The 16,395-nt window shown below is 63.8% G+C and carries 20 protein-coding genes; 10 read left to right on the top strand and 10 right to left on the bottom strand.

Going from position 1 to position 16,395, the window contains the following annotated elements; all coding sequences use genetic code 11:
* Nucleotides 1-269: 269 nt before the first annotated feature.
* A complete protein-coding gene (locus DEH80_RS15670) occupies nt 270-785 on the bottom strand; it encodes a hypothetical protein (protein ID WP_133249283.1) in 516 nt (171 codons plus the stop codon).
* 196 nt (nt 786-981) lie between these two features.
* Here DEH80_RS15670 and DEH80_RS15665 point away from each other — a divergent pair, with 196 nt between their 5' ends.
* Together DEH80_RS15665 and DEH80_RS15660 are read left to right on the top strand one after the other, a co-directional pair.
* Nucleotides 982-2,037, top strand: coding sequence for an NAD(P)-dependent alcohol dehydrogenase (locus DEH80_RS15665; protein ID WP_109721461.1), 1,056 nt, complete (start codon nt 982-984; stop codon nt 2,035-2,037).
* A gap of 25 nt (nt 2,038-2,062) precedes the next feature.
* Nucleotides 2,063-2,614: a glutathione peroxidase gene (locus tag DEH80_RS15660; protein ID WP_109721498.1), complete on the top strand. Its 552-nt coding sequence runs from the start codon at nt 2,063-2,065 to the stop codon at nt 2,612-2,614.
* 75 nt (nt 2,615-2,689) lie between these two features.
* Here the strand turns inward: DEH80_RS15660 and DEH80_RS15655 are convergent, their stop codons facing one another.
* From DEH80_RS15655 to DEH80_RS15645, 3 genes are all read right to left on the bottom strand, one after another.
* Complete coding sequence (locus tag DEH80_RS15655; RefSeq protein WP_109721460.1) at nt 2,690-2,920, bottom strand: DUF5808 domain-containing protein; 231 nt, start codon at nt 2,918-2,920, stop codon at nt 2,690-2,692.
* Between the two features lie 112 nt (nt 2,921-3,032).
* Nucleotides 3,033-3,497, bottom strand: coding sequence for a GFA family protein (locus DEH80_RS15650; RefSeq protein ID WP_109721459.1), 465 nt, complete (start codon nt 3,495-3,497; stop codon nt 3,033-3,035).
* 50 nt (nt 3,498-3,547) lie between these two features.
* Nucleotides 3,548-3,931, bottom strand: a complete 384-nt coding sequence (locus DEH80_RS15645) for a DUF6713 family protein (protein ID WP_109721458.1) — start codon at nt 3,929-3,931, stop codon at nt 3,548-3,550.
* 181 nt (nt 3,932-4,112) lie between these two features.
* Between DEH80_RS15645 and DEH80_RS15640 the strand changes: the two genes are divergently transcribed.
* Nucleotides 4,113-4,328, top strand: a complete 216-nt coding sequence (locus tag DEH80_RS15640) for a hypothetical protein (RefSeq protein WP_109721457.1) — start codon at nt 4,113-4,115, stop codon at nt 4,326-4,328.
* Between the two features lie 3 nt (nt 4,329-4,331).
* Here DEH80_RS15640 and DEH80_RS15635 read toward each other — a convergent pair whose 3' ends face one another.
* The 4 genes from DEH80_RS15635 to pyrE form a co-directional block, all read right to left on the bottom strand.
* Nucleotides 4,332-5,297 (bottom strand): beta-ketoacyl-ACP synthase III, encoded by a 966-nt coding sequence (locus DEH80_RS15635; RefSeq protein WP_109721456.1) that lies wholly within the window; start codon nt 5,295-5,297, stop codon nt 4,332-4,334.
* Nucleotides 5,298-5,414: 117 nt separating this feature from the next.
* Nucleotides 5,415-6,023: a DUF4124 domain-containing protein gene (locus tag DEH80_RS15630; protein WP_109721455.1), complete on the bottom strand. Its 609-nt coding sequence runs from the start codon at nt 6,021-6,023 to the stop codon at nt 5,415-5,417.
* The gene (locus DEH80_RS15625) at nt 6,020-6,472 is read right to left on the bottom strand and encodes a hypothetical protein (protein WP_207774647.1); all 453 of its coding nucleotides are present in this window, start codon (nt 6,470-6,472) and stop codon (nt 6,020-6,022) included. Before DEH80_RS15625 ends, DEH80_RS15630 begins: the two co-directional genes overlap by 4 nt.
* 18 nt (nt 6,473-6,490) lie before the next feature.
* Nucleotides 6,491-7,120 carry an orotate phosphoribosyltransferase gene (pyrE, locus tag DEH80_RS15620; RefSeq protein WP_109721454.1) on the bottom strand — a complete coding sequence of 210 codons (630 nt, stop codon included), beginning with the start codon at nt 7,118-7,120 and terminating at the stop codon, nt 6,491-6,493.
* 113 nt (nt 7,121-7,233) lie between these two features.
* Between pyrE and DEH80_RS15615 the strand changes: the two genes are divergently transcribed.
* The 5 genes from DEH80_RS15615 (at nt 7,234) to DEH80_RS15595 (ending at nt 12,211) form a co-directional block, all read left to right on the top strand.
* Nucleotides 7,234-8,007 (top strand): exodeoxyribonuclease III, encoded by a 774-nt coding sequence (locus DEH80_RS15615; protein ID WP_109721453.1) that lies wholly within the window; start codon nt 7,234-7,236, stop codon nt 8,005-8,007.
* On the top strand, nt 8,004-9,371 hold the full coding sequence (locus tag DEH80_RS15610) for an AmpG family muropeptide MFS transporter (RefSeq protein WP_243412831.1): 1,368 nt from the start codon (nt 8,004-8,006) through the stop codon (nt 9,369-9,371). Before DEH80_RS15615 ends, DEH80_RS15610 begins: the two co-directional genes overlap by 4 nt.
* Complete coding sequence (locus DEH80_RS15605; RefSeq protein WP_109721452.1) at nt 9,368-9,706, top strand: Rieske (2Fe-2S) protein; 339 nt, start codon at nt 9,368-9,370, stop codon at nt 9,704-9,706. Before DEH80_RS15610 ends, DEH80_RS15605 begins: the two co-directional genes overlap by 4 nt.
* A 27-nt stretch (nt 9,707-9,733) precedes the next feature.
* Nucleotides 9,734-10,597, top strand: coding sequence for a tryptophan 2,3-dioxygenase (locus DEH80_RS15600; protein ID WP_109721451.1), 864 nt, complete (start codon nt 9,734-9,736; stop codon nt 10,595-10,597).
* A gap of 120 nt (nt 10,598-10,717) precedes the next feature.
* Entirely contained in the window at nt 10,718-12,211 is a 1,494-nt protein-coding gene (locus DEH80_RS15595) for a flavin-containing monooxygenase (protein WP_109721450.1), read from the top strand.
* A 58-nt stretch (nt 12,212-12,269) separates the two neighbouring features.
* On the opposite strand, the gene DEH80_RS15590 is transcribed toward DEH80_RS15595, so the two are convergent.
* Together DEH80_RS15590 and DEH80_RS15585 are read right to left on the bottom strand one after the other, a co-directional pair.
* Nucleotides 12,270-13,328, bottom strand: coding sequence for an AraC family transcriptional regulator (locus DEH80_RS15590; RefSeq protein WP_109721449.1), 1,059 nt, complete (start codon nt 13,326-13,328; stop codon nt 12,270-12,272).
* 96 nt (nt 13,329-13,424) lie between these two features.
* Complete coding sequence (locus DEH80_RS15585; protein WP_109721448.1) at nt 13,425-14,174, bottom strand: queuosine precursor transporter; 750 nt, start codon at nt 14,172-14,174, stop codon at nt 13,425-13,427.
* A 139-nt stretch (nt 14,175-14,313) separates the two neighbouring features.
* Here DEH80_RS15585 and DEH80_RS15580 point away from each other — a divergent pair, with 139 nt between their 5' ends.
* Together DEH80_RS15580 and DEH80_RS15575 are read left to right on the top strand one after the other, a co-directional pair.
* Nucleotides 14,314-15,762, top strand: coding sequence for a DNA-3-methyladenine glycosylase 2 (locus DEH80_RS15580; protein ID WP_109721447.1), 1,449 nt, complete (start codon nt 14,314-14,316; stop codon nt 15,760-15,762).
* Nucleotides 15,759-16,235, top strand: a complete 477-nt coding sequence (locus DEH80_RS15575) for a methylated-DNA--[protein]-cysteine S-methyltransferase (RefSeq protein ID WP_109721446.1) — start codon at nt 15,759-15,761, stop codon at nt 16,233-16,235. Before DEH80_RS15580 ends, DEH80_RS15575 begins: the two co-directional genes overlap by 4 nt.
* The last annotated feature ends 160 nt before the right edge of the window (nt 16,236-16,395 follow it).

The following is a 16,395-nucleotide window of genomic DNA, read 5'->3' as shown; positions in this document are numbered from 1 at the left end:
CGGTGACCGCTGCGCAAACAGTCGGGCCCTGCGAGCCCGCCAATCCGCCCGGCCTGTTCAAGCGACCACGCGCGCGCCGAAGTGTTCCCCAGGCGAGCACGGATTGATGCGCAGCACCCAGAGCGCGCCGGTTGCCGCGCGAGCCCAGACGGAGCAAGTGCCGCTTGGTCATTCCAAGTCAGCGAACGACACGAATGCGTACGGAGATCGCGCCTTGCCTGGCCTGTTCGCGGGCAGCAACTGGGCGGCGCGAATCGATGCGTACTTCTCTAGCTGCCGGATTCCTGCAGGGTGATGTCCGTGTGCGTGCCGTCCTCGACATACGAGGGGCAGCCGCCGACAAAGCGGTTGTAGACCGCCACGACTTCCTGCGGGGTCAGGTCGTAGCCGTCGGCCGAGGCGCCAAAGGTCCAGGTGCCTTCCTGGGTGCCGAAGGCACAGGGCAGCACGCAGGTCAGGGCGTTGTCGTCGAGCGTGATGTTCCGGTTGCGCTGGTCGGCAATGCTGGCCGCGGTGACGGTCTGGCCATCGATGGCAAATCCGGAGAGGGTGATCTCGCCGATGACGCTGCCCGTGTTCGCGCCGGTCGCTTGGTCGATCTGCAGCACCTCGTCGTTGGGCAGGTTGACACAGGCGCCCGCCACACCCTCGTCGTCACCGGTGTCGCAGCCCAGCAGCAACAGTGGGGCGACCAGCGACAGTCGTCGCAGAGCGGTGAGGGGGGAGGTTCTGGAGGCCATAATCGGCACCGGAGGCAGGGTGGGTCGGCAGTGTAGCAACGGCATTTGCGCATCGGCAGCCCATCACCGGCGCGCGTCCATCGCGAGGTCAGCGGCTGCGTGAGTCCCCCGAACGCTAGCGCTGACGCGGCCTGCGCGGCGCAGGCTCGGGCACGAATTATGTACCCGGCAGGACAGGATTCGGCATCAGGAGGCTCGGGCGCGCACAATAGCGGGCAGATTCACCCAGCAAGGACATCGTGTGAGCGCAGTTAAAGCCTATGCCGCCCAGTCGGAAACCTCGGGCGTCGGACCCCATACCATCGAGCGTCGGGCCCTGCGCCCGGATGACGTGGCCATCGAGATTGACTACTGCGGCGTCTGCCACACCGATATCCATTTTGCCGAGAACGACTGGGGAGGCACGATCTACCCGGTGGTGCCGGGGCATGAAATCGTTGGCCGGGTCACGGCGGTTGGCGAGCAGGTCAGCAAGTACCAGGTCGGTGACAAGGTTGGCGTTGGCTGCATCGTCGATTCCTGTCGCACCTGCGATCCATGCCAGCAGGGTCAGGAGCAGTACTGCGACCAGGGCATGGTCAGCACCTACAACGGGATCGACCGCCACGACGAATCCGTGACCTACGGGGGCTACTCGGAAGCCGTGGTCGTGCATCAAGATTTCGTGCTGCGGATTCCGGACAAGTTGGACATGGCGACCGCCGCGCCCATTCTTTGCGCCGGCATTACGACCTACTCACCGCTGCGTCACTTTGGCGTCAAGCCAGGAGATCAGGTCGGCGTCATCGGTATGGGCGGGCTGGGCCACATGGGCGTGAAGTTCGCTAAGGCCATGGGCGCCGAGGTGACGATCTTCACCCGCTCGGAAAGCAAGGTGGCCGAGGCCAAGCGCCAGGGTGCCGACCACGTGGTGATCTCCACCGATCGCGCGCAGATGAAGGCGGCCCGCAATCGCTTCAACTACCTGCTGGACACGATTCCGGTTCAGCATGACCTCAATCCGTACCTGAACTGCCTGAAAGTCGATGGCGTGCAGATCATGGTCGGGTTGCTGGAGCCCGTGGATCCCCCGCTGCAAATCGGTGCACTGGTGCGCAAGCGGCGGGTGCTGGCTGGCTCGCTGATCGGCGGCATTCCCGAAACCCAGGAAGTGCTGGATTTCTGCGCTGAACATGACATTGAGTGCGACGTCGAAATGCTGGATATCCAGAACATCAACGAGGCCTACGCGCGGATGAAAAAGGGCGATGTGAAGTACCGCTTTGTCATCGACATGCAATCACTGAAGAACGCCTGATTCGGCGCTGACAAGGACCATGCAAATGCCCCAGACCCTCGATCAGATTCCGTTCACCCGCATGGACGGCCGTGAGGCCAGGCTGGCGGATTACGCCGGCTCGGTCGTGATGATCGTCAATGTCGCATCCAAGTGCGGGCTTACGCCGCAGTACGAGGCCTTGCAGACGCTCTACCAGGACAAACGGGATCAGGGCCTGATCGTGTTGGCGTTTCCGGCCAACAATTTCGGTGGGCAGGAGCCCGGCTCCAACGACGAGATCAGGGACTTTTGCAGCACCCAGTTTGGTGTCGAGTTCCCGCTGGCGCAGAAGGTCTCCGTCAAAGGTGCCGACATCCACCCGCTGTACGCCGCCTTGATCGATGCGCAGCCCAACGCCACAGCCAATGAACCGAGCGCGCTGAAAGCCAAGCTCGACGAACATGGACTCGGTCCAGAGCGTGCAACCGACGTGATGTGGAACTTCGAAAAATTCCTGGTTGGTCGCAACGGCGACGTGCTTGCACGATTCGCCCCGGATATACCACCCGCCGATGCCCGGGTGCTGGCTGCTATCGAGACGGCGCTGGATGCATAAGCCTCGCGACAGCTGAGAGCCGGTTACCACTGCATTGACACCGCTGTGTTGGGTGTCGGCATAGCCGGCTCGGCCTCAACGTGTCAGCAACAAGCCGGCCAGTAGCACGCTGGGCATGAGCAGCAGAATCAGCGCCCAGATGGCGCCGGCGGTATGGGCCAGGTTGAGGGTCCAGCCCAGTGCGCGAACCCGTTTGGGCACCCAGATGCGCGAATCCCGTTTGCTGAAGTACAGGCCGGGGAAGAGGCGCCCGGTCCAGTTGTCCGGGTTGTGCCACTCCTGTGCGTTGATGTCGTCTTGCGTCATTGCAGTCACCAGAAGGGGGCTGTCACGAGTGTAGCGCCGCCGGCCGCTGGTGCCATGATCTGGGCTGATCGGCCCTCAAGCCGTCCGCGCTCGAGCAATCGACGATGCCTGGTCAGCGCGATGGCCTGATCAGCGCGCCCAGCAGATGCCGCATCGCCCCGAGCTGCGACCCCCAGTAGCCGTGGTACTTCGGTAGCCGGTCCGCGATGTCGGCGACACGACTGTCGTAGAAGCCGTGCATCCGCGGCGGTGGCAACGCTTCGGCATCGTCAAAGTTGCGGCTGGGGATGATCGTCAGCGCCATGGGGCCGGGCAGGTGCAGTTGTTCAATAGCGGGCTGACCACAGCGGCGGCAGCGGCCGCGTTGTACGTTCGGCGGGGGGCGATAGGCCTGGAAATCGATGAGGGTCAGGTCGTTGACGGTCACATGCCGCCGGGCGATCAGGGTGATGTCGGCGTAGGGCGCGTCATTGAATGCCTGGCAGATGCTGCAGTGGCAAAGGGTGCGCAGGATGGGAGGGGCCGAGAGCGTGAAGCGCACGGAACCACAGCCGCAGCCGCCCGAGTGAATGTCCATGGTGATTTCCTTTTAGCGATTCATCCGTCGTGGCGTGACCGGGGCATGCATCAAGCGAGGGGCTTAGCCGGGTTGTCAGAACGGAGGGCCAGGCATTGCCCGATTGACAACACGCCGATTGCAACCATGAGCAGGTAGGACATCGGCTGCATGAACTGGCTGTGGCCCGTGGCGTAAAAACCGCCGTGCAGCACTACGGTCAGCAGGCCGAGCCCGATGAGGTACGCATGCGCCAAGCCGGCGCGGGGCGAGCGGGTGACAATGGCGCAAAGGGCAAGCAGGGCGCTGCCAATCAGCGGCAGGTTGAGCATCAGATTCAACTGATTGCCGCCAGGCAAATGGAATAGCTCCCATTCGTGCCAGTACGCGGCGTCGATCTGGTGGGTGCAGAGCACCGTGAGGTTGCACAGGCTGATCCAATCGAGGCGGTTCATCACGTTGCGGTCCGGTCGAGAGAGTGAGCAGCGTGCTGACTAGGCGTGACCAAGGCAACGACCTCCGAGGTCGTTAACGCGATCTAGCCGCCTGTGGGGCGTAGCAGGGAAGCGCTGATGTGTTCGTGGCGTGAATTACGTTAGCGTTTCCCTTCGGCGTTCAGACCAGAATGGGTGGGTGATGCGAAGGCAGTTAATCGTGGCGTTGGCCATACCGCTCGTGGTGGTATCGGGTTGTTCTCAGCGAGGGATTTACGAGGGCACCACCGCCTGGCGTCTGGAAGATTGCCGAACACTGGACGCGCACGAGCGTGACGCCTGCGAGGCTGATGCGCGTCGCTCGTACGACGAGTACCAGGACCAGCGTGAACAGGCGCTCAAGGACACGAAGTCCTAGCGATTAGCGCGACCAGCGCAGCAGGATTGAGCCCCAGGTCATCCCGCCCCCGACACCCTGCAACATGACGTGCTGACCGGCGGCGATCCGGCCATCGCGTACGGCGGTGTCCAGGGCCAGCGGCACCGAGGCGGCCGAGGTGTTGCCGTGCCGGGCGACGGTGGTGACGACCTTGTCCATGGGTAGCCCGACGCGATCGGCCGTGGCTTTGATGATGCGCATGTTGGCCTGATGGGGGATAAGCCAGTCGAGCACGCTGGCATCAAAGCCGTTGTGGGCCAGCGCCTCCTTTGCGCACTCGCCGAGCACCCGCACGGCCAGCTTGAACACCGCCTGGCCATCCATCTCCAGATAAGGATTGCCGCGGACCTTGCCTTCGGCGATACCACCGGTGACCTGCAGGATGTGCCCGTGGCTACCGTCAGCATGGAGATGGCTGGAGTAAATGCCGGGCTCGTCGCTTTGCTGGATGACCACCGCGCCGGCGCCGTCACCGAACAGCACGCAGGTGCGGCGATCGTTCCAGTCCAATAGGCGTGAGAACACCTCGGCGCCCACGACCAGCGCGCAGCGATGCGCTCCGCTGGCGACCAGCTTGTCCGCCGTGGCCAGCGCGTAGATAAAGCCCGTGCAGACCGCCTGGATGTCGAACGCCGCACCCTGCTTGACCCCCAATTTGGCCTGGAGGATGCAGGCCGTGGACGGAAACACCATGTCTGGCGTGGTCGTCGCGACGATGATCAGGTCGATGTCGTCGGCCGTGACGCCAGCCGATTCCATGGCGCGTTCCGCCGCGCGCCGGGCCAGGTCGCTGGTGGTCTCGTCTTCGGCGGCGACATGCCGGGCCTCGATTCCGGTGCGAGAGACGATCCAGGCGTCACTGGTGTCAATCCGCGATTCGAGTTCGGTGTTGGTGACAATGCGTTCGGGCAGGTCGCTGCCAGTGCCTGCAATGCGCGAGTAGCTCAACGGGATGTCCTACAGTCGAATGTGTTCCCGGAAACGGGACGCCCATGGTGAACGCTCGGGGCGCTGCTGGCTATACACCTGTGCAGCCGCCGATCCGCAACAGCCGGTGGGGCGCGACTAGTTATTGCGCAATTCGATGTAGCGCTCGATGTCGTTGGTGAACTTACGGCGGGTTTCGACCTGTTCTTCCTCCAGCCCGCTCACGCTGCGCAGCCCGGCGACCAGGCTGCTCTCGAACTCGCCGATCTGGCGGTTGAGCCTGTCAGGAACCGGCTTGCCGGCTGCTTGCAGTTTGTCTCGGCGCTCGATGAGTCCGGTCAGCGATTTTTCCGTGTCGGCCACGCTCTTACGCGCCAGCGTCAGGCGCGATTCCAGCAGGCTAAGCCGGTCATCACGCAAGGCCATGAGGTCGGCCACGCTATTGAAAGAGGAAATGAGGTAGCGGTCATAGCGGGCCTGTTCGGCCGCCCGCTCGGCTTCCGCGGCCGCCGCGGCCTCAGCAGCCTGCTGTGCGGCGAGCTCGTCGGCGGTTTTCTCGCGGGCTTTGACGTCCACCACCACGCCACGCTCGTTGATCTCGGCCCGCTCTTTTTTTGCGTACTTCGGCGGGATGCGGTCGCCATAGTGCACCTGGCCATTGTCGTCGACCCAGCGATAAAGCTTGTTCTGGGCCAGCCCGAGCGAGGTGACGGACAGCAGGGTGATCAGGATGAGAGGTCGAATCATGCCAGTGTCTCCGGTCTGGACGATGACGATGCATGCCTGGGTATCGGCTGGATGTCCGGCGACATGAAGCCATTGCGCGCCGATGCCGAGAACAGCCGCTCCCGGGAATAATGGGTGAGCATCAGCTTGCCATCATGCAGGCGTGGCTGGGCGGCCAGAAACGCCTGGGCAGACGGGCAGGGTGGGGTCACGGCCATGAAGTGCGCGACCGCCAGTATCCAGGCGCGTGTCAGCGTGGCGTGGAACTTCTCCTGCGGCAGACCGTGATGCGCCAGATATTGCTGCAGCGCGCCCGCCATGCGCTGGCCGGCGGTGTCGGTGTCCGAGGTACACAGATACACGTAAGCCAGCCGCAAATGTGCCGCGTGATCAAAGGCATTGGTGGGCCAGCGCCCGGATTCGAACGCTTCACGAAAGCGGAGATCGGCCTCGGTGCACCGGTGCGTCATCACGCCAACCCGTCAGCGCTAGCCGGCGCCATACTCGCCCAGATGCCGACGGATGGCGCTCGCGGCATCGGGTTGACTGGCTTCTACGCTGTCGGCCACATCACCGGCGGTAAACAGCGAGCGGACATCAATCTGTTCCTGGTCCGCCAGGCTGGCCAGGGGGGACAGCCCATCCGGCCCGGCTTCCTGCCGGTCCAGCGCAACCACGGCCAGCGTCGGCGTGCCGCCTGCGGCCCGAACCATGTCGATGGCCTGGCGGATCGCCGTGCCGGCGGTTACCACGTCATCGACCAAAGCCACGCGCCCGTCGACCGGTGCACCGACCAGATTTCCGCCCTCACCGTGTGTCTTGGCTTCCTTGCGGTTATACGCATAGGCCACGGAGCGGCCGCGCCGGGCCATGACCACGGCGATGGCCGCAACCAGTGGGATGCCCTTGTAGGCTGGGCCGAACAACACGTCGAACTCAGCGGGCATCAGCAGGTCGGCGTAGGCCTCTGCCGCCTGAAGCAGGGCGTCGCCGTCATCCAGCGCACCGAAATTGAAGAAATACGGGCTGGGGCGACCGGACTTGAGCGTAAAGTCGCCCAGGCGTAGGGCGCCGCGCTCCAGCGCGGTCTGGATCAGGGTTTCGGCAGCAGGGGTCATGCGGATGTCGTGGCCGGAGCGGGTTCGAGCTTCTATGATACCGGCCCTGATTCCATGCCGCCGCCAGGAATCGATCGCTTCTCTGGCCGGTAGCATCCCAACCGATCGATTGCATGCGCATTATTTCGTTGAATGCCAACGGCATCCGTGCCGCGGCCCGCAAGGGATTCTTTGACTGGTTGCCGAAACAGGATGCCGACGTGCTGTGCATCCAGGAAACCAAGGCCAAGATCAACCAGCTGGATGAAAGCTTCTTTCCACCGGGCTGGCATGCGTATTACTGCGATGCCAACAAGCCTGGGTACAGCGGTGTGGCGATCTACGCGCGCCAGCAGCCAGACACGGTGCACTGGGGTTTTGGCTTCGAGGAATTCGATGCCGAGGGTCGCGCGATTGAGGCTCGCTTCGGCAACCTGTCTGTCGTCTCGCTGTATCTGCCCAGCGGCTCTTCGGGCGACCATCGCCAGGCATCCAAGTGGCGCTTTCTCGATTTGTACCTGCCGCGACTGCGCGAAATGATGACCGATGGTCGCGACTACGTGTTGTGCGGTGACTGGAATATCGCGCACAAGAACATCGACCTGAAGAACTGGAAATCGAATCAGAAAAACTCCGGTTTCCTGCCGGAGGAGCGGGCCTGGCTAGACACGCTGTTCGACGAGGTAGGCTGGGTCGATGCATTCCGTGTCGTGAATCAGGAGCCGGACCAGTACACCTGGTGGTCTAATCGGGGGCAGGCCTGGGCCAAGAACGTGGGCTGGCGGATCGACTACCAAATGGTCACGCCCAGCCTGAAGCATCGGATCCAGTCGACAGCGATTTACCGTGACGAGCGGTTTTCTGACCACGCACCGCTGACCATCGACTACGACGGTCCTCTGGGGTGAATGACAACACCGACACCCGGCGGGGCTGGCTGGCTGCGCTGACCGTTTACCGGCACCCGCGGGTGATCGGCATGGCCTTTCTGGGGTTTTCCGCGGGCCTGCCATTTTTATTGGTGTTCTCGACCCTCTCGGCTTGGTTGCGCGACGAGGGCGTGAGCCGGACGGCCATCGGTTTTTTCTCCTGGGTCGGCATCACCTATTCCATCAAGGTGTTCTGGGCGCCGATTGTTGATCGTCTGCCATTGCCGCTGTTGACCCGCCGCCTGGGGCAGCGCCGCGGCTGGATGCTGTTGGCGCAGCTCGGAATTGCCACGGGCCTGGTAGGCATGTCGCTGATCGACCCGCAAACCTCGCTGGTCGCCGTGGCCTGGCTGGCCTTGCTGGTGGCATTCTCTTCGGCAACCCAGGACATCTCCATCGATGCCTACCGGATCGAGGCCGTCCAGCAAACGCTGCAGGCCGCGATGGCAGCGACCTACATCTTCGGTTACCGCGTGGCCTTGTTGGTGGCCGGCGCGGGCGCTTTCTACGTCGCCGATTTCGGCTCCTGGACGCTGGCCTACCAGGTCATGGCGGCCTGCGTGGGCATAGGCATGGTCACCACGCTTTGCATTGCAGAGCCCATTCGCCGGGTGGACCGGGTGACGGAGATTCTCGAAGACCGCATGGCCGGCGCGATGTTGGGCGACCGCGCACCGTCGCGGCTACGCCATGCCACGGCCTGGTTCGCCGGCGCCGTGGTCGGGCCGTTCGTGGACTTTTTCCGACGCAACGGCTGGGTGGCGCTGACCATTTTGCTGCTGGTTGCGATCTACCGTGTCTCCGACATCACCATGGGTGTGATGGCCAATCCGTTTTACCTGGACCTGGGCTTTAGCAAGTCAGAAATCGCCAGCGTGACCAAGGTGTTCGGCTTTTTCATGACCATTGCCGGCTCCTTTATCGGAGGTGTGTTGGTGGCGCGCTACGGCCTCGGTGGGCCGCTGGTGGCCGGCGCCGCCCTGGTGGCAGCGACGAATCTGCTGTTTGCGCTGCTGGCCGGCATCGGGCCAGACCTGCAGTGGCTGACGCTGGTGATCTCGGCGGACAATCTGGCGGGTGGGCTGTCGAATGTGGTCTTCATCGCCTGGTTATCCAGCCTGACCAGTCAGGCCTATACCGCCACGCAGTACGCGCTGTTTTCGTCGCTGATGACGCTGCCGGGCAAGGTGGTCGGTGGCTTTTCGGGCATTGTCGTGGATGCCTCGGGCTATGCCCCGTTCTTCCTGTATGCGGCGGCCATCGGGCTGCCGGCCATTCTGCTGTCCATTTACATGTGGTGGCGCAGCCGCCGGCTGCCGCCTAGCGAGCCGGTCACATCATGAGACGTTTGTGCCGACTGGCAGAACTGCCGGATCCGGGTAGTGCCCGGTTCGAGCTGCCCGACCATCCCTACGGCTACTCGCTGTGCCTGGTGCGGCGTGATGGGCAGGTCTACGGGTATCTTAATAGCTGCCCGCATACCGATTCGCCGATGGACTGGTCGCCGGGGCAGTTCCTGGCGGGCGACGGCCGGCATATCCAGTGCGCCCTGCATGGCGCGCTGTTCGAGATCGAAAGCGGCCGCTGTGTGGCCGGGCCTTGCCGGGGCGACCGGCTCACATCCGTGACCGTTTATGTCGACGGTGGCGTGGTCTACCTGGGCGAAGACTTCGAATAACAAGACCGACTCAGCGGGGGAGATGCGATGAGCGAGAACACCTACAGCAGTTACCTGCACCTGGACACGCTGCTGTCCGCGCAGGACTGCGCCACCGATGCCGACAGCGAGCTGCTGTTCCTGACCATTCACCAGGCCAAGGAACTGTGGTTCAAGTTGATGATCCACGAGCTGGAAGGGGCGCGACGGGCCCTATACGCCGGGGATGAGCTGCGCGCCTACAAGATTCTGTCGCGTGTGCACCAGATCCAGCTGGTCCAGATTCGTACCTGGGATGTCCTGTCCACACTGTCGCCAACCGAGTTTCAGGTCTTCCGCGAGAGCGTCGGGCGCGACGGGGCCTCGGGCTTCCAGTCCATCCAGAATCGTGAGATCGAATTCCTGCTTGGTGAGAAGCGCCGAATTCGCAGTTTTGATACCGGAGAGTCCGTGCGGCAGGTCGATGTCATCGCCATGCATAAGGACCCGGTCGTGCAGGAGCGGTTAACCCGTCGTTGCGCCGAACCCAGCATCTACGATGCGACACTCAATTTGCTGGCACAGCGCTTTCCGGACGCCGGCATCGAGCCGAGGCCGGCACAGGGGCGGGACTACACGGATTCCATGGCAGACGATCCCCGGGTCTTTGCGGTTTGGAAACGCATTTATGATGACCAGGACGCGCATATGTCGCTGTTTCAGCTGGGCGAGCGGCTGATCGATCTGGAGGATGCCTTCCGTCGCTGGCGCTTCCGGCATCTGACAACCGTGGCCCGGGTCATCGGTCGGTCCACCGGCACCGGTGGCTCGGCCGGCCTGCGTTATCTGCAGCAAACCGCCATCGAAGGCATGGAGGATTTTCTCTATCCGGAGCTTTGGCAGGTGCGCAATGCCATCTTTGAAGGCCAGTGACCGTACTGCCCGCAAAGGGGCGGTAACAAGCGTCAATGAAACATGACATCAGATCATGTAAGTTTCATTCAGGATTAGTAACAGTCGCATGCATTCGCATGGATGGAGGCAAGACACAGCATGAGTACCACCCACGTTGATGTGCTCGTCATCGGCGCCGGTCTGTCCGGTGTTGGCATGGCCTGCCATATCGCCCGGCAATGTTCCGGGCTGAGCTATGCATTGGTCGAGCGGCGCGAGCGCCTGGGCGGCACCTGGGACTTGTTCCGGTACCCAGGCATCCGTTCGGATTCCGACATGTTCAGCTTCGGGTACAAGTTCCGCCCCTGGCATGCGCTCAAGGTGTTGGCCGATGGCCCGTCCATTCGCCAGTACATCGGTGAGACTGCGCGGGAATATGGGGTGGATGATCACATCCACTACGGGCTGCAAACCCGTTCGGCCAACTGGGATAGTGCTGCGCGTCGCTGGACGGTGGAATCGGTGAACGAGGCCACCGGCGAGACGCAAACCTTCGTCTGCCGCGTGTTGTTGCCCTGCACCGGTTACTACAGCTACGACCAGGGTTACATGCCGGACTTCCCCGGCGCCGATCAGTTCAAGGGTGAGTTGTTCCACCCGCAGCACTGGCCCGAGGACCTGGACTACAGCGGCAAGCGGGTGGTGGTGATCGGCAGCGGTGCCACGTCGGTGACGCTGGTGCCGTCGATGGCCGGGAAGGCGGCGCATGTGACCATGCTGCAGCGCTCGCCCAGCTACATTTTCAGCGTGCCAGGGTTTGATGCGCTCTCCGAGCGTCTGGGCAAGCTACTGCCCGACTCGCTGGTCTATGGCATGGCGCGCAAGCGCAACATCGTGGTCCAGCGCTGGATGTACAAGGCGGCCAAGCGCTGGCCGAATGCCACGCGCAAGCTCCTGTTGTCGGGCGTCAAGCGTCAGCTGGGTGAGAACGCCGACATGTCGCACTTCGAGCCCAGCTATAACCCCTGGGACGAGCGCCTATGCGCCGTGCCGGATGGCGATTTGTTCGCGGCGATTCGCAAGGGCGATGCCTCCATCGTCACCGACCATATCGATCACTTCACCGAGACGGGCATCAAGCTGAAGTCCGGCCGCGAGCTGGAGGCCGACATCATCATCTCCGCCACCGGTCTGCAGCTGCAGATGCTCGGGGGCATGGATCTGAGCATCGACGGCGAGCCGCAACAGGCCAGCAGTCGCATGACCTACAAGGGCGTGCTGCTCGAGGATGTACCGAACTTCGGTTACGTGTTCGGCTACATCAACGCCCCATGGACGCTCAAGGCGGATCTGGCCTCGGAGTACATGTGCCGGCTGCTCAATCATATGGACCGCAAGGGCTATGACGTCTTCATCCCGCACGACGATGAGGGCGTGAAGGTCGAGGACGAATCCATCATGGACGAGTTGGCCTCCGGCTATGTGCGGCGCGGTGCGCCGAACCTGCCGCGTCAGGGCCGCAAGCTACCGTGGCGCGTCTTGCATAACTTCGAACGCGATCAGCGGATGTTGCTGAAGGAGCCGCTGGAAGACGGTGTGCTGCAGTTCGAGGCGGCGTCCGCGGACCAGCCCAACCAGGCTGCAGCGGCCTGAGTCTGAGGTCGCTTCGTTGAACTGCAACAGGCCGCCTTCGGGCGGCCTGTTGCGTTGGTTAGTCCTTCCAGAACTGGCGTCGGAACTGGGTCGGTGATTCCCCCGTCCAGCGTTTAAACGCGTGGATGAAACTCCCGGCATCGGCATAGCCCAGGCGGCCGGCAATCTCGTCCAGCTTCAGGCCGGCCTTGGTCAGCAGCTCGATGGCCAGCGCCTTGCGGACCTCGTCGGCCAGGGCGCGAAAGCAGGTGTCCTCGGCCTGCAGATGTCGGCGCAGGCTGCGCTCCGACAGGTGTAGCTCCTCGGCGACCCTTACAAGGCTGGGCATGCGGTGCGGCGTACGCAGCAGGCGGTCGCGGACCTGGGCTGCCAAGCCGTTGCGCTGTCGCTGGCGGTCGAGCAGTCGTCGGCAGTGGTCTTCGCACGCCCGGGCGATGAGCGCATCGCCACGCGGCAGGGCCTGATCCAGAAACCCATCCATGAAGGTAATGCGATGTCGGGGCTGTCCGAATCGGGGACGCTGCCCGCAAAGCGCCTCGTAGGCCGTGGTGTCCTGCGGACTCGCCAGTGCGAGGTCGATGCGCTGAAACGGTCGAGCGCCTGGCATGACTTCGGTGAGCGCATTGACCATCGCCGCGAAATCCCGCTGCAGCATGAATGGGCGCACGGGTGCCGGAATGGCCTGATCATCCAGGGTGACGCTGGCCGTGCCCTGGTCCAGCGCCAGCTTGAAGCGGACGAAGGCAAAGCTGAGGTCCAGGTAGCGCAGGGCGATGTCCGCCAGCGCTCGGGGCGTCGGGGCGGTGGCCAGGGCAAATCCCCAAACGCCGTAGATGCCGAGGTGGTAGCGCTTGCCCGCTTCGAGCCCCAGGGTCGGGTGGTCGGGTAGGGCCTCGACCAGATTGGTGGCCACCTGGAGTTCCTGTGCTGGGTCAATGAGTCGGTGGGCATCGGCCAGATCGTCGCTGCTCAGACCGGTGTGTTGCAGGCAGGTGCGGCCATCGACTCCGTAATCCTGGGCCAGTCGCACCAGCAGCTGCACGCTGACAATGCTGCGGCTGGCGGCCGCATCGCCGACCGCGGTGTCCCCGACGGGCCTGTCACTGCTGGCCGTCATTCGGTTTGTTGTCTCCTTGAGCGACTGGGCTGGCTCATCACCCTTTTGCGCCAATTTAGCGCGAATCAGGTCAGTGCGTGATCGCCGGGCGGGTGGTCAGCCAGGCGGCGGTTGGCGGCGCTCACCCTCATCGCGCAGGGAGAAGGGTGTGAATCGCGTGCTGGTGTCGTAGGTGTCGATGCCTTCCTTGCGCTTCAGCCAGCCGATGACGGCGTAGGTCACCGGGGTGAGCAGCACCTCAACGCCGACCTTGAACAGAAAGTTGAACAGCATGACCAGCAACAAGGTGTCCGAAGCCCACAGGCCGTAGAACGCCAGCGGATAGAAAATCAGCGAATCAATGCCCTGGCCCAGCACGGTCGACCCGATGGTGCGCGTCCACAGCCAGCGTCCACCCGTCCAGATTTTCATTCGAGCCAGGACGTAGGAGTTGACGAAATCCCCGACCCAGTAGGCGATGATGCTCGCCAGCACGATGCGTCCGGTGGTGCCGAAGGCGACTTCCAGCGCGGGCTGCAGGGTCTGGTTGTACGCGGTGTCAGCCGTGGGCATGTGGATGACCACCCAGGCCATGACGCTGGCGAAGATCAGCGCCGCGAACCCGGCCCAGATGGCACGCCGTGCCCGAGCATAGCCGTAGACTTCGGTCAGGATGTCGCCAAAGATGTAGCTAATCGGGAAGAACAGATTGCCGGCGCCAAAGCTCACCAGGCCAATGACGGGCAGCGTCACGGCGCAGACCTTGGCGGGGCCGATGAGATTGGAGCAGAGCAGCACGGCGACCATGCCCACCAGGCAGAAGTCGTAATAGCGAAATGCCCTCGGCGGCGTTTGGGGTCCGGACATGCTGAGGTCCTGCGGTGCCAGTGCTCAGCCTGCGCTGCAAGCATCGGGCCGTCTACTGTTGTCAGCCGAGAGTCGAGAGTCGAGACTCGATGGCCGAAAACGGCGAGAAGCGGTCTGAGCCCGGCGCTAGACTGCCGTCATGGAGCTGCACCCCGACATTTGCTATGCCGCGCTAAGCGCCCGGGACCGGCGCTTCGATGGGGTGTTTTATGTGGGGGTATCGACCACCGGCATCTTCTGCCGGCCGGTTTGCACGGCGCGGCTGCCGCGACAGGACCGCTGTACGTTTTACTCGAACGCGGCGGCGGCCGAAGCCGCGGGCTTTCGACCCTGTCTGCGTTGTCGGCCTGAGTTGGCGCCTGGGACAGCGCGCGTGGATGCGGTATCGCGCGTCGCCCGTATGGCTTTCGATCGCATCGAAGCCGGCGAGTTGACGGACCGCAGTCTCAGCGATCTGGCGGCAGATCTGGGCGTGAGTGCCCGTCAGCTGCGTCGTGTGGTGGAGCAAACCTATGGGGTCACGCCGGTACAGCTCGCACAAACGCGCCGCTTGCTGTTGGCCAAGCAGTTGATAGCCGACACGCAGCTATCGATGGCGGATATCGCGTTCGCGGCCGGATTTTCCAGCGTGCGGCGATTCAACCACCTGTTTCGCGACCGTTATGGCTTGCAGCCCAGCGCCATGCGGCGCGGACGGCGCCAGTCGGATCAGCAGGGCCTCGAACTCCGATTGGGCTATCGCCCACCGTTGGACTGGGCAGGGCTGTCCGGTTTTCTGGCCAGCCGAGGGGCACCGGCCGTGGAGCAAGTGGCCGACGGCGAGTACCGCCGCACGGTGCGGTTGGATGAGCGCGTGGGATGGCTGGCGGCAAGACCGGCCAAGGGGCAGCGGCCTGAACTGCTGCTGCGTGTGTCCGAGTCGCTGGTGCCCGCGCTAACCCCGCTGTTGGCCCGCGCCAGACAGCTGTTCGATCTGGACGCCGACCCGGCGCCAATTGACGCACAGCTGCGTGACGACCCGCTGCTCGGCCCCTGTGTGGCTTCGGCGCCCGGCCTGCGAATTCCTGGCGGGCTGTCCGGGTTTGAGGTCGCGCTGCGGGCGATCCTCGGGCAGCAAATCTCTGTTCGCGCCGCGACCACCCTCTACGGCCGTTTCGCCGAGCGCTTCGGGACGATTATCGAGACCCCCTGGCCGACCCTGGAGCGAACGCCGCCTGCGGCAGAGACAGTTGCCGAAGCTTCTTTGCAGTCGCTAATTGACCTGGGGCTGCCCGCCCGGCGGGCACAGACGATTCAGCAGGTCGCGCAGGCGGTCTCGCAAGGTCAGTTGCGATTGGATCCCAGCGCGGCCGCCCAGGAGACGATGGACGCCCTGCAAGCCATACCCGGTATCGGTCCCTGGACCGTGCAGTATCTGGCGATGCGCGTGCTCGGTCAGCCGGACGCATGGCCGGCGTCTGATCTGGGTCTGATGAAAGCGGCTGGATGTTCCACACCCAAGGCGTTGGAGCAGCAGGCCGAGGTCTGGCGGCCCTGGCGCAGCTACGCCGCCATGCACTTGTGGCAATCACTGACGAGGACACCATGATTCAGTCCGCACAATGCGACTACGACAGCCCTTTGGGCCGCCTGCGCCTGGTGAGCAATGGCCGCGCGCTGATCGAGCTTCGGATGGATGCCGAGGGCCTGCCGCCTGTTGCTACCCGACGAAGCGACGCCGTGCTCGATCAGGCCGTGCAACAGCTCGATGCGTACTTTGCTGGGGTCGGGGAGGGCTTTACGGTGCCCGTGGCGGCGCCAGGGACGGACTTTCAGCGACGCGTCTGGACAGCTTTGCAGCAGATCGACTACGGGCAAACCTGTAGCTACGGCAGGCTGGCCGCCCAGCTCGGCCGGCCCACCGCCTCGCGCGCGGTCGGGATGGCCAATGGTCGCAATCCGATTGCGATTATCGTGCCCTGTCATCGTGTGATCGGTGCTGATGGCCGTCTGACGGGCTACGCCGGTGGCCTGGACCGCAAGCGCTGGCTGCTCCGGCACGAGGGTGTGCCTGTCGCCTAGCCCCCTCCGCGGGCCTGCCTGGCCGCTGCAGTCCATGACTTGGCCGGATCGGGCATTTCGGCCGGGCTGACCCCGGCGTATCCTGCTGGTGATCAATCCCGCATAGACGGGTGACATGCGGTGACGTGACGCTTCTTGCGCACCGAACCAGGAGGAGACC

This window comes from Abyssibacter profundi, from assembly GCF_003151135.1.
In the GTDB taxonomy this organism is placed as follows: domain Bacteria; phylum Pseudomonadota; class Gammaproteobacteria; order Nevskiales; family OUC007; genus Abyssibacter; species Abyssibacter profundi.
Note: the sequence above shows the minus strand (reverse complement) of the source record. Positions and strands in the feature narration are given on the sequence as shown.

What these genes read in the sequence shown, in the direction of transcription:
- DEH80_RS15670 (WP_133249283.1), bottom strand. Translation starts at nt 785, where the DNA reads ATGCCGTTGCTACACTGCCGACCCACCCTGCCTCCGGTGCCGATTATG.
- DEH80_RS15660 (WP_109721498.1), top strand. Translation starts at nt 2,063, where the DNA reads ATGCCCCAGACCCTCGATCAGATTCCGTTCACCCGCATGGACGGCCGT.
- DEH80_RS15655 (WP_109721460.1), bottom strand. Translation starts at nt 2,920, where the DNA reads ATGACGCAAGACGACATCAACGCACAGGAGTGGCACAACCCGGACAAC.
- DEH80_RS15650 (WP_109721459.1), bottom strand. Translation starts at nt 3,497, where the DNA reads ATGGACATTCACTCGGGCGGCTGCGGCTGTGGTTCCGTGCGCTTCACG.
- DEH80_RS15645 (WP_109721458.1), bottom strand. Translation starts at nt 3,931, where the DNA reads ATGAACCGCCTCGATTGGATCAGCCTGTGCAACCTCACGGTGCTCTGC.
- DEH80_RS15640 (WP_109721457.1), top strand. Translation starts at nt 4,113, where the DNA reads ATGCGAAGGCAGTTAATCGTGGCGTTGGCCATACCGCTCGTGGTGGTA.
- DEH80_RS15630 (WP_109721455.1), bottom strand. Translation starts at nt 6,023, where the DNA reads ATGATTCGACCTCTCATCCTGATCACCCTGCTGTCCGTCACCTCGCTC.
- DEH80_RS15625 (WP_207774647.1), bottom strand. Translation starts at nt 6,472, where the DNA reads ATGACGCACCGGTGCACCGAGGCCGATCTCCGCTTTCGTGAAGCGTTC.
- pyrE (WP_109721454.1), bottom strand. Translation starts at nt 7,120, where the DNA reads ATGACCCCTGCTGCCGAAACCCTGATCCAGACCGCGCTGGAGCGCGGC.
- DEH80_RS15615 (WP_109721453.1), top strand. Translation starts at nt 7,234, where the DNA reads ATGCGCATTATTTCGTTGAATGCCAACGGCATCCGTGCCGCGGCCCGC.
- DEH80_RS15605 (WP_109721452.1), top strand. Translation starts at nt 9,368, where the DNA reads ATGAGACGTTTGTGCCGACTGGCAGAACTGCCGGATCCGGGTAGTGCC.
- DEH80_RS15600 (WP_109721451.1), top strand. Translation starts at nt 9,734, where the DNA reads ATGAGCGAGAACACCTACAGCAGTTACCTGCACCTGGACACGCTGCTG.
- DEH80_RS15595 (WP_109721450.1), top strand. Translation starts at nt 10,718, where the DNA reads ATGAGTACCACCCACGTTGATGTGCTCGTCATCGGCGCCGGTCTGTCC.
- DEH80_RS15590 (WP_109721449.1), bottom strand. Translation starts at nt 13,328, where the DNA reads ATGACGGCCAGCAGTGACAGGCCCGTCGGGGACACCGCGGTCGGCGAT.
- DEH80_RS15585 (WP_109721448.1), bottom strand. Translation starts at nt 14,174, where the DNA reads ATGTCCGGACCCCAAACGCCGCCGAGGGCATTTCGCTATTACGACTTC.
- DEH80_RS15580 (WP_109721447.1), top strand. Translation starts at nt 14,314, where the DNA reads ATGGAGCTGCACCCCGACATTTGCTATGCCGCGCTAAGCGCCCGGGAC.
- DEH80_RS15575 (WP_109721446.1), top strand. Translation starts at nt 15,759, where the DNA reads ATGATTCAGTCCGCACAATGCGACTACGACAGCCCTTTGGGCCGCCTG.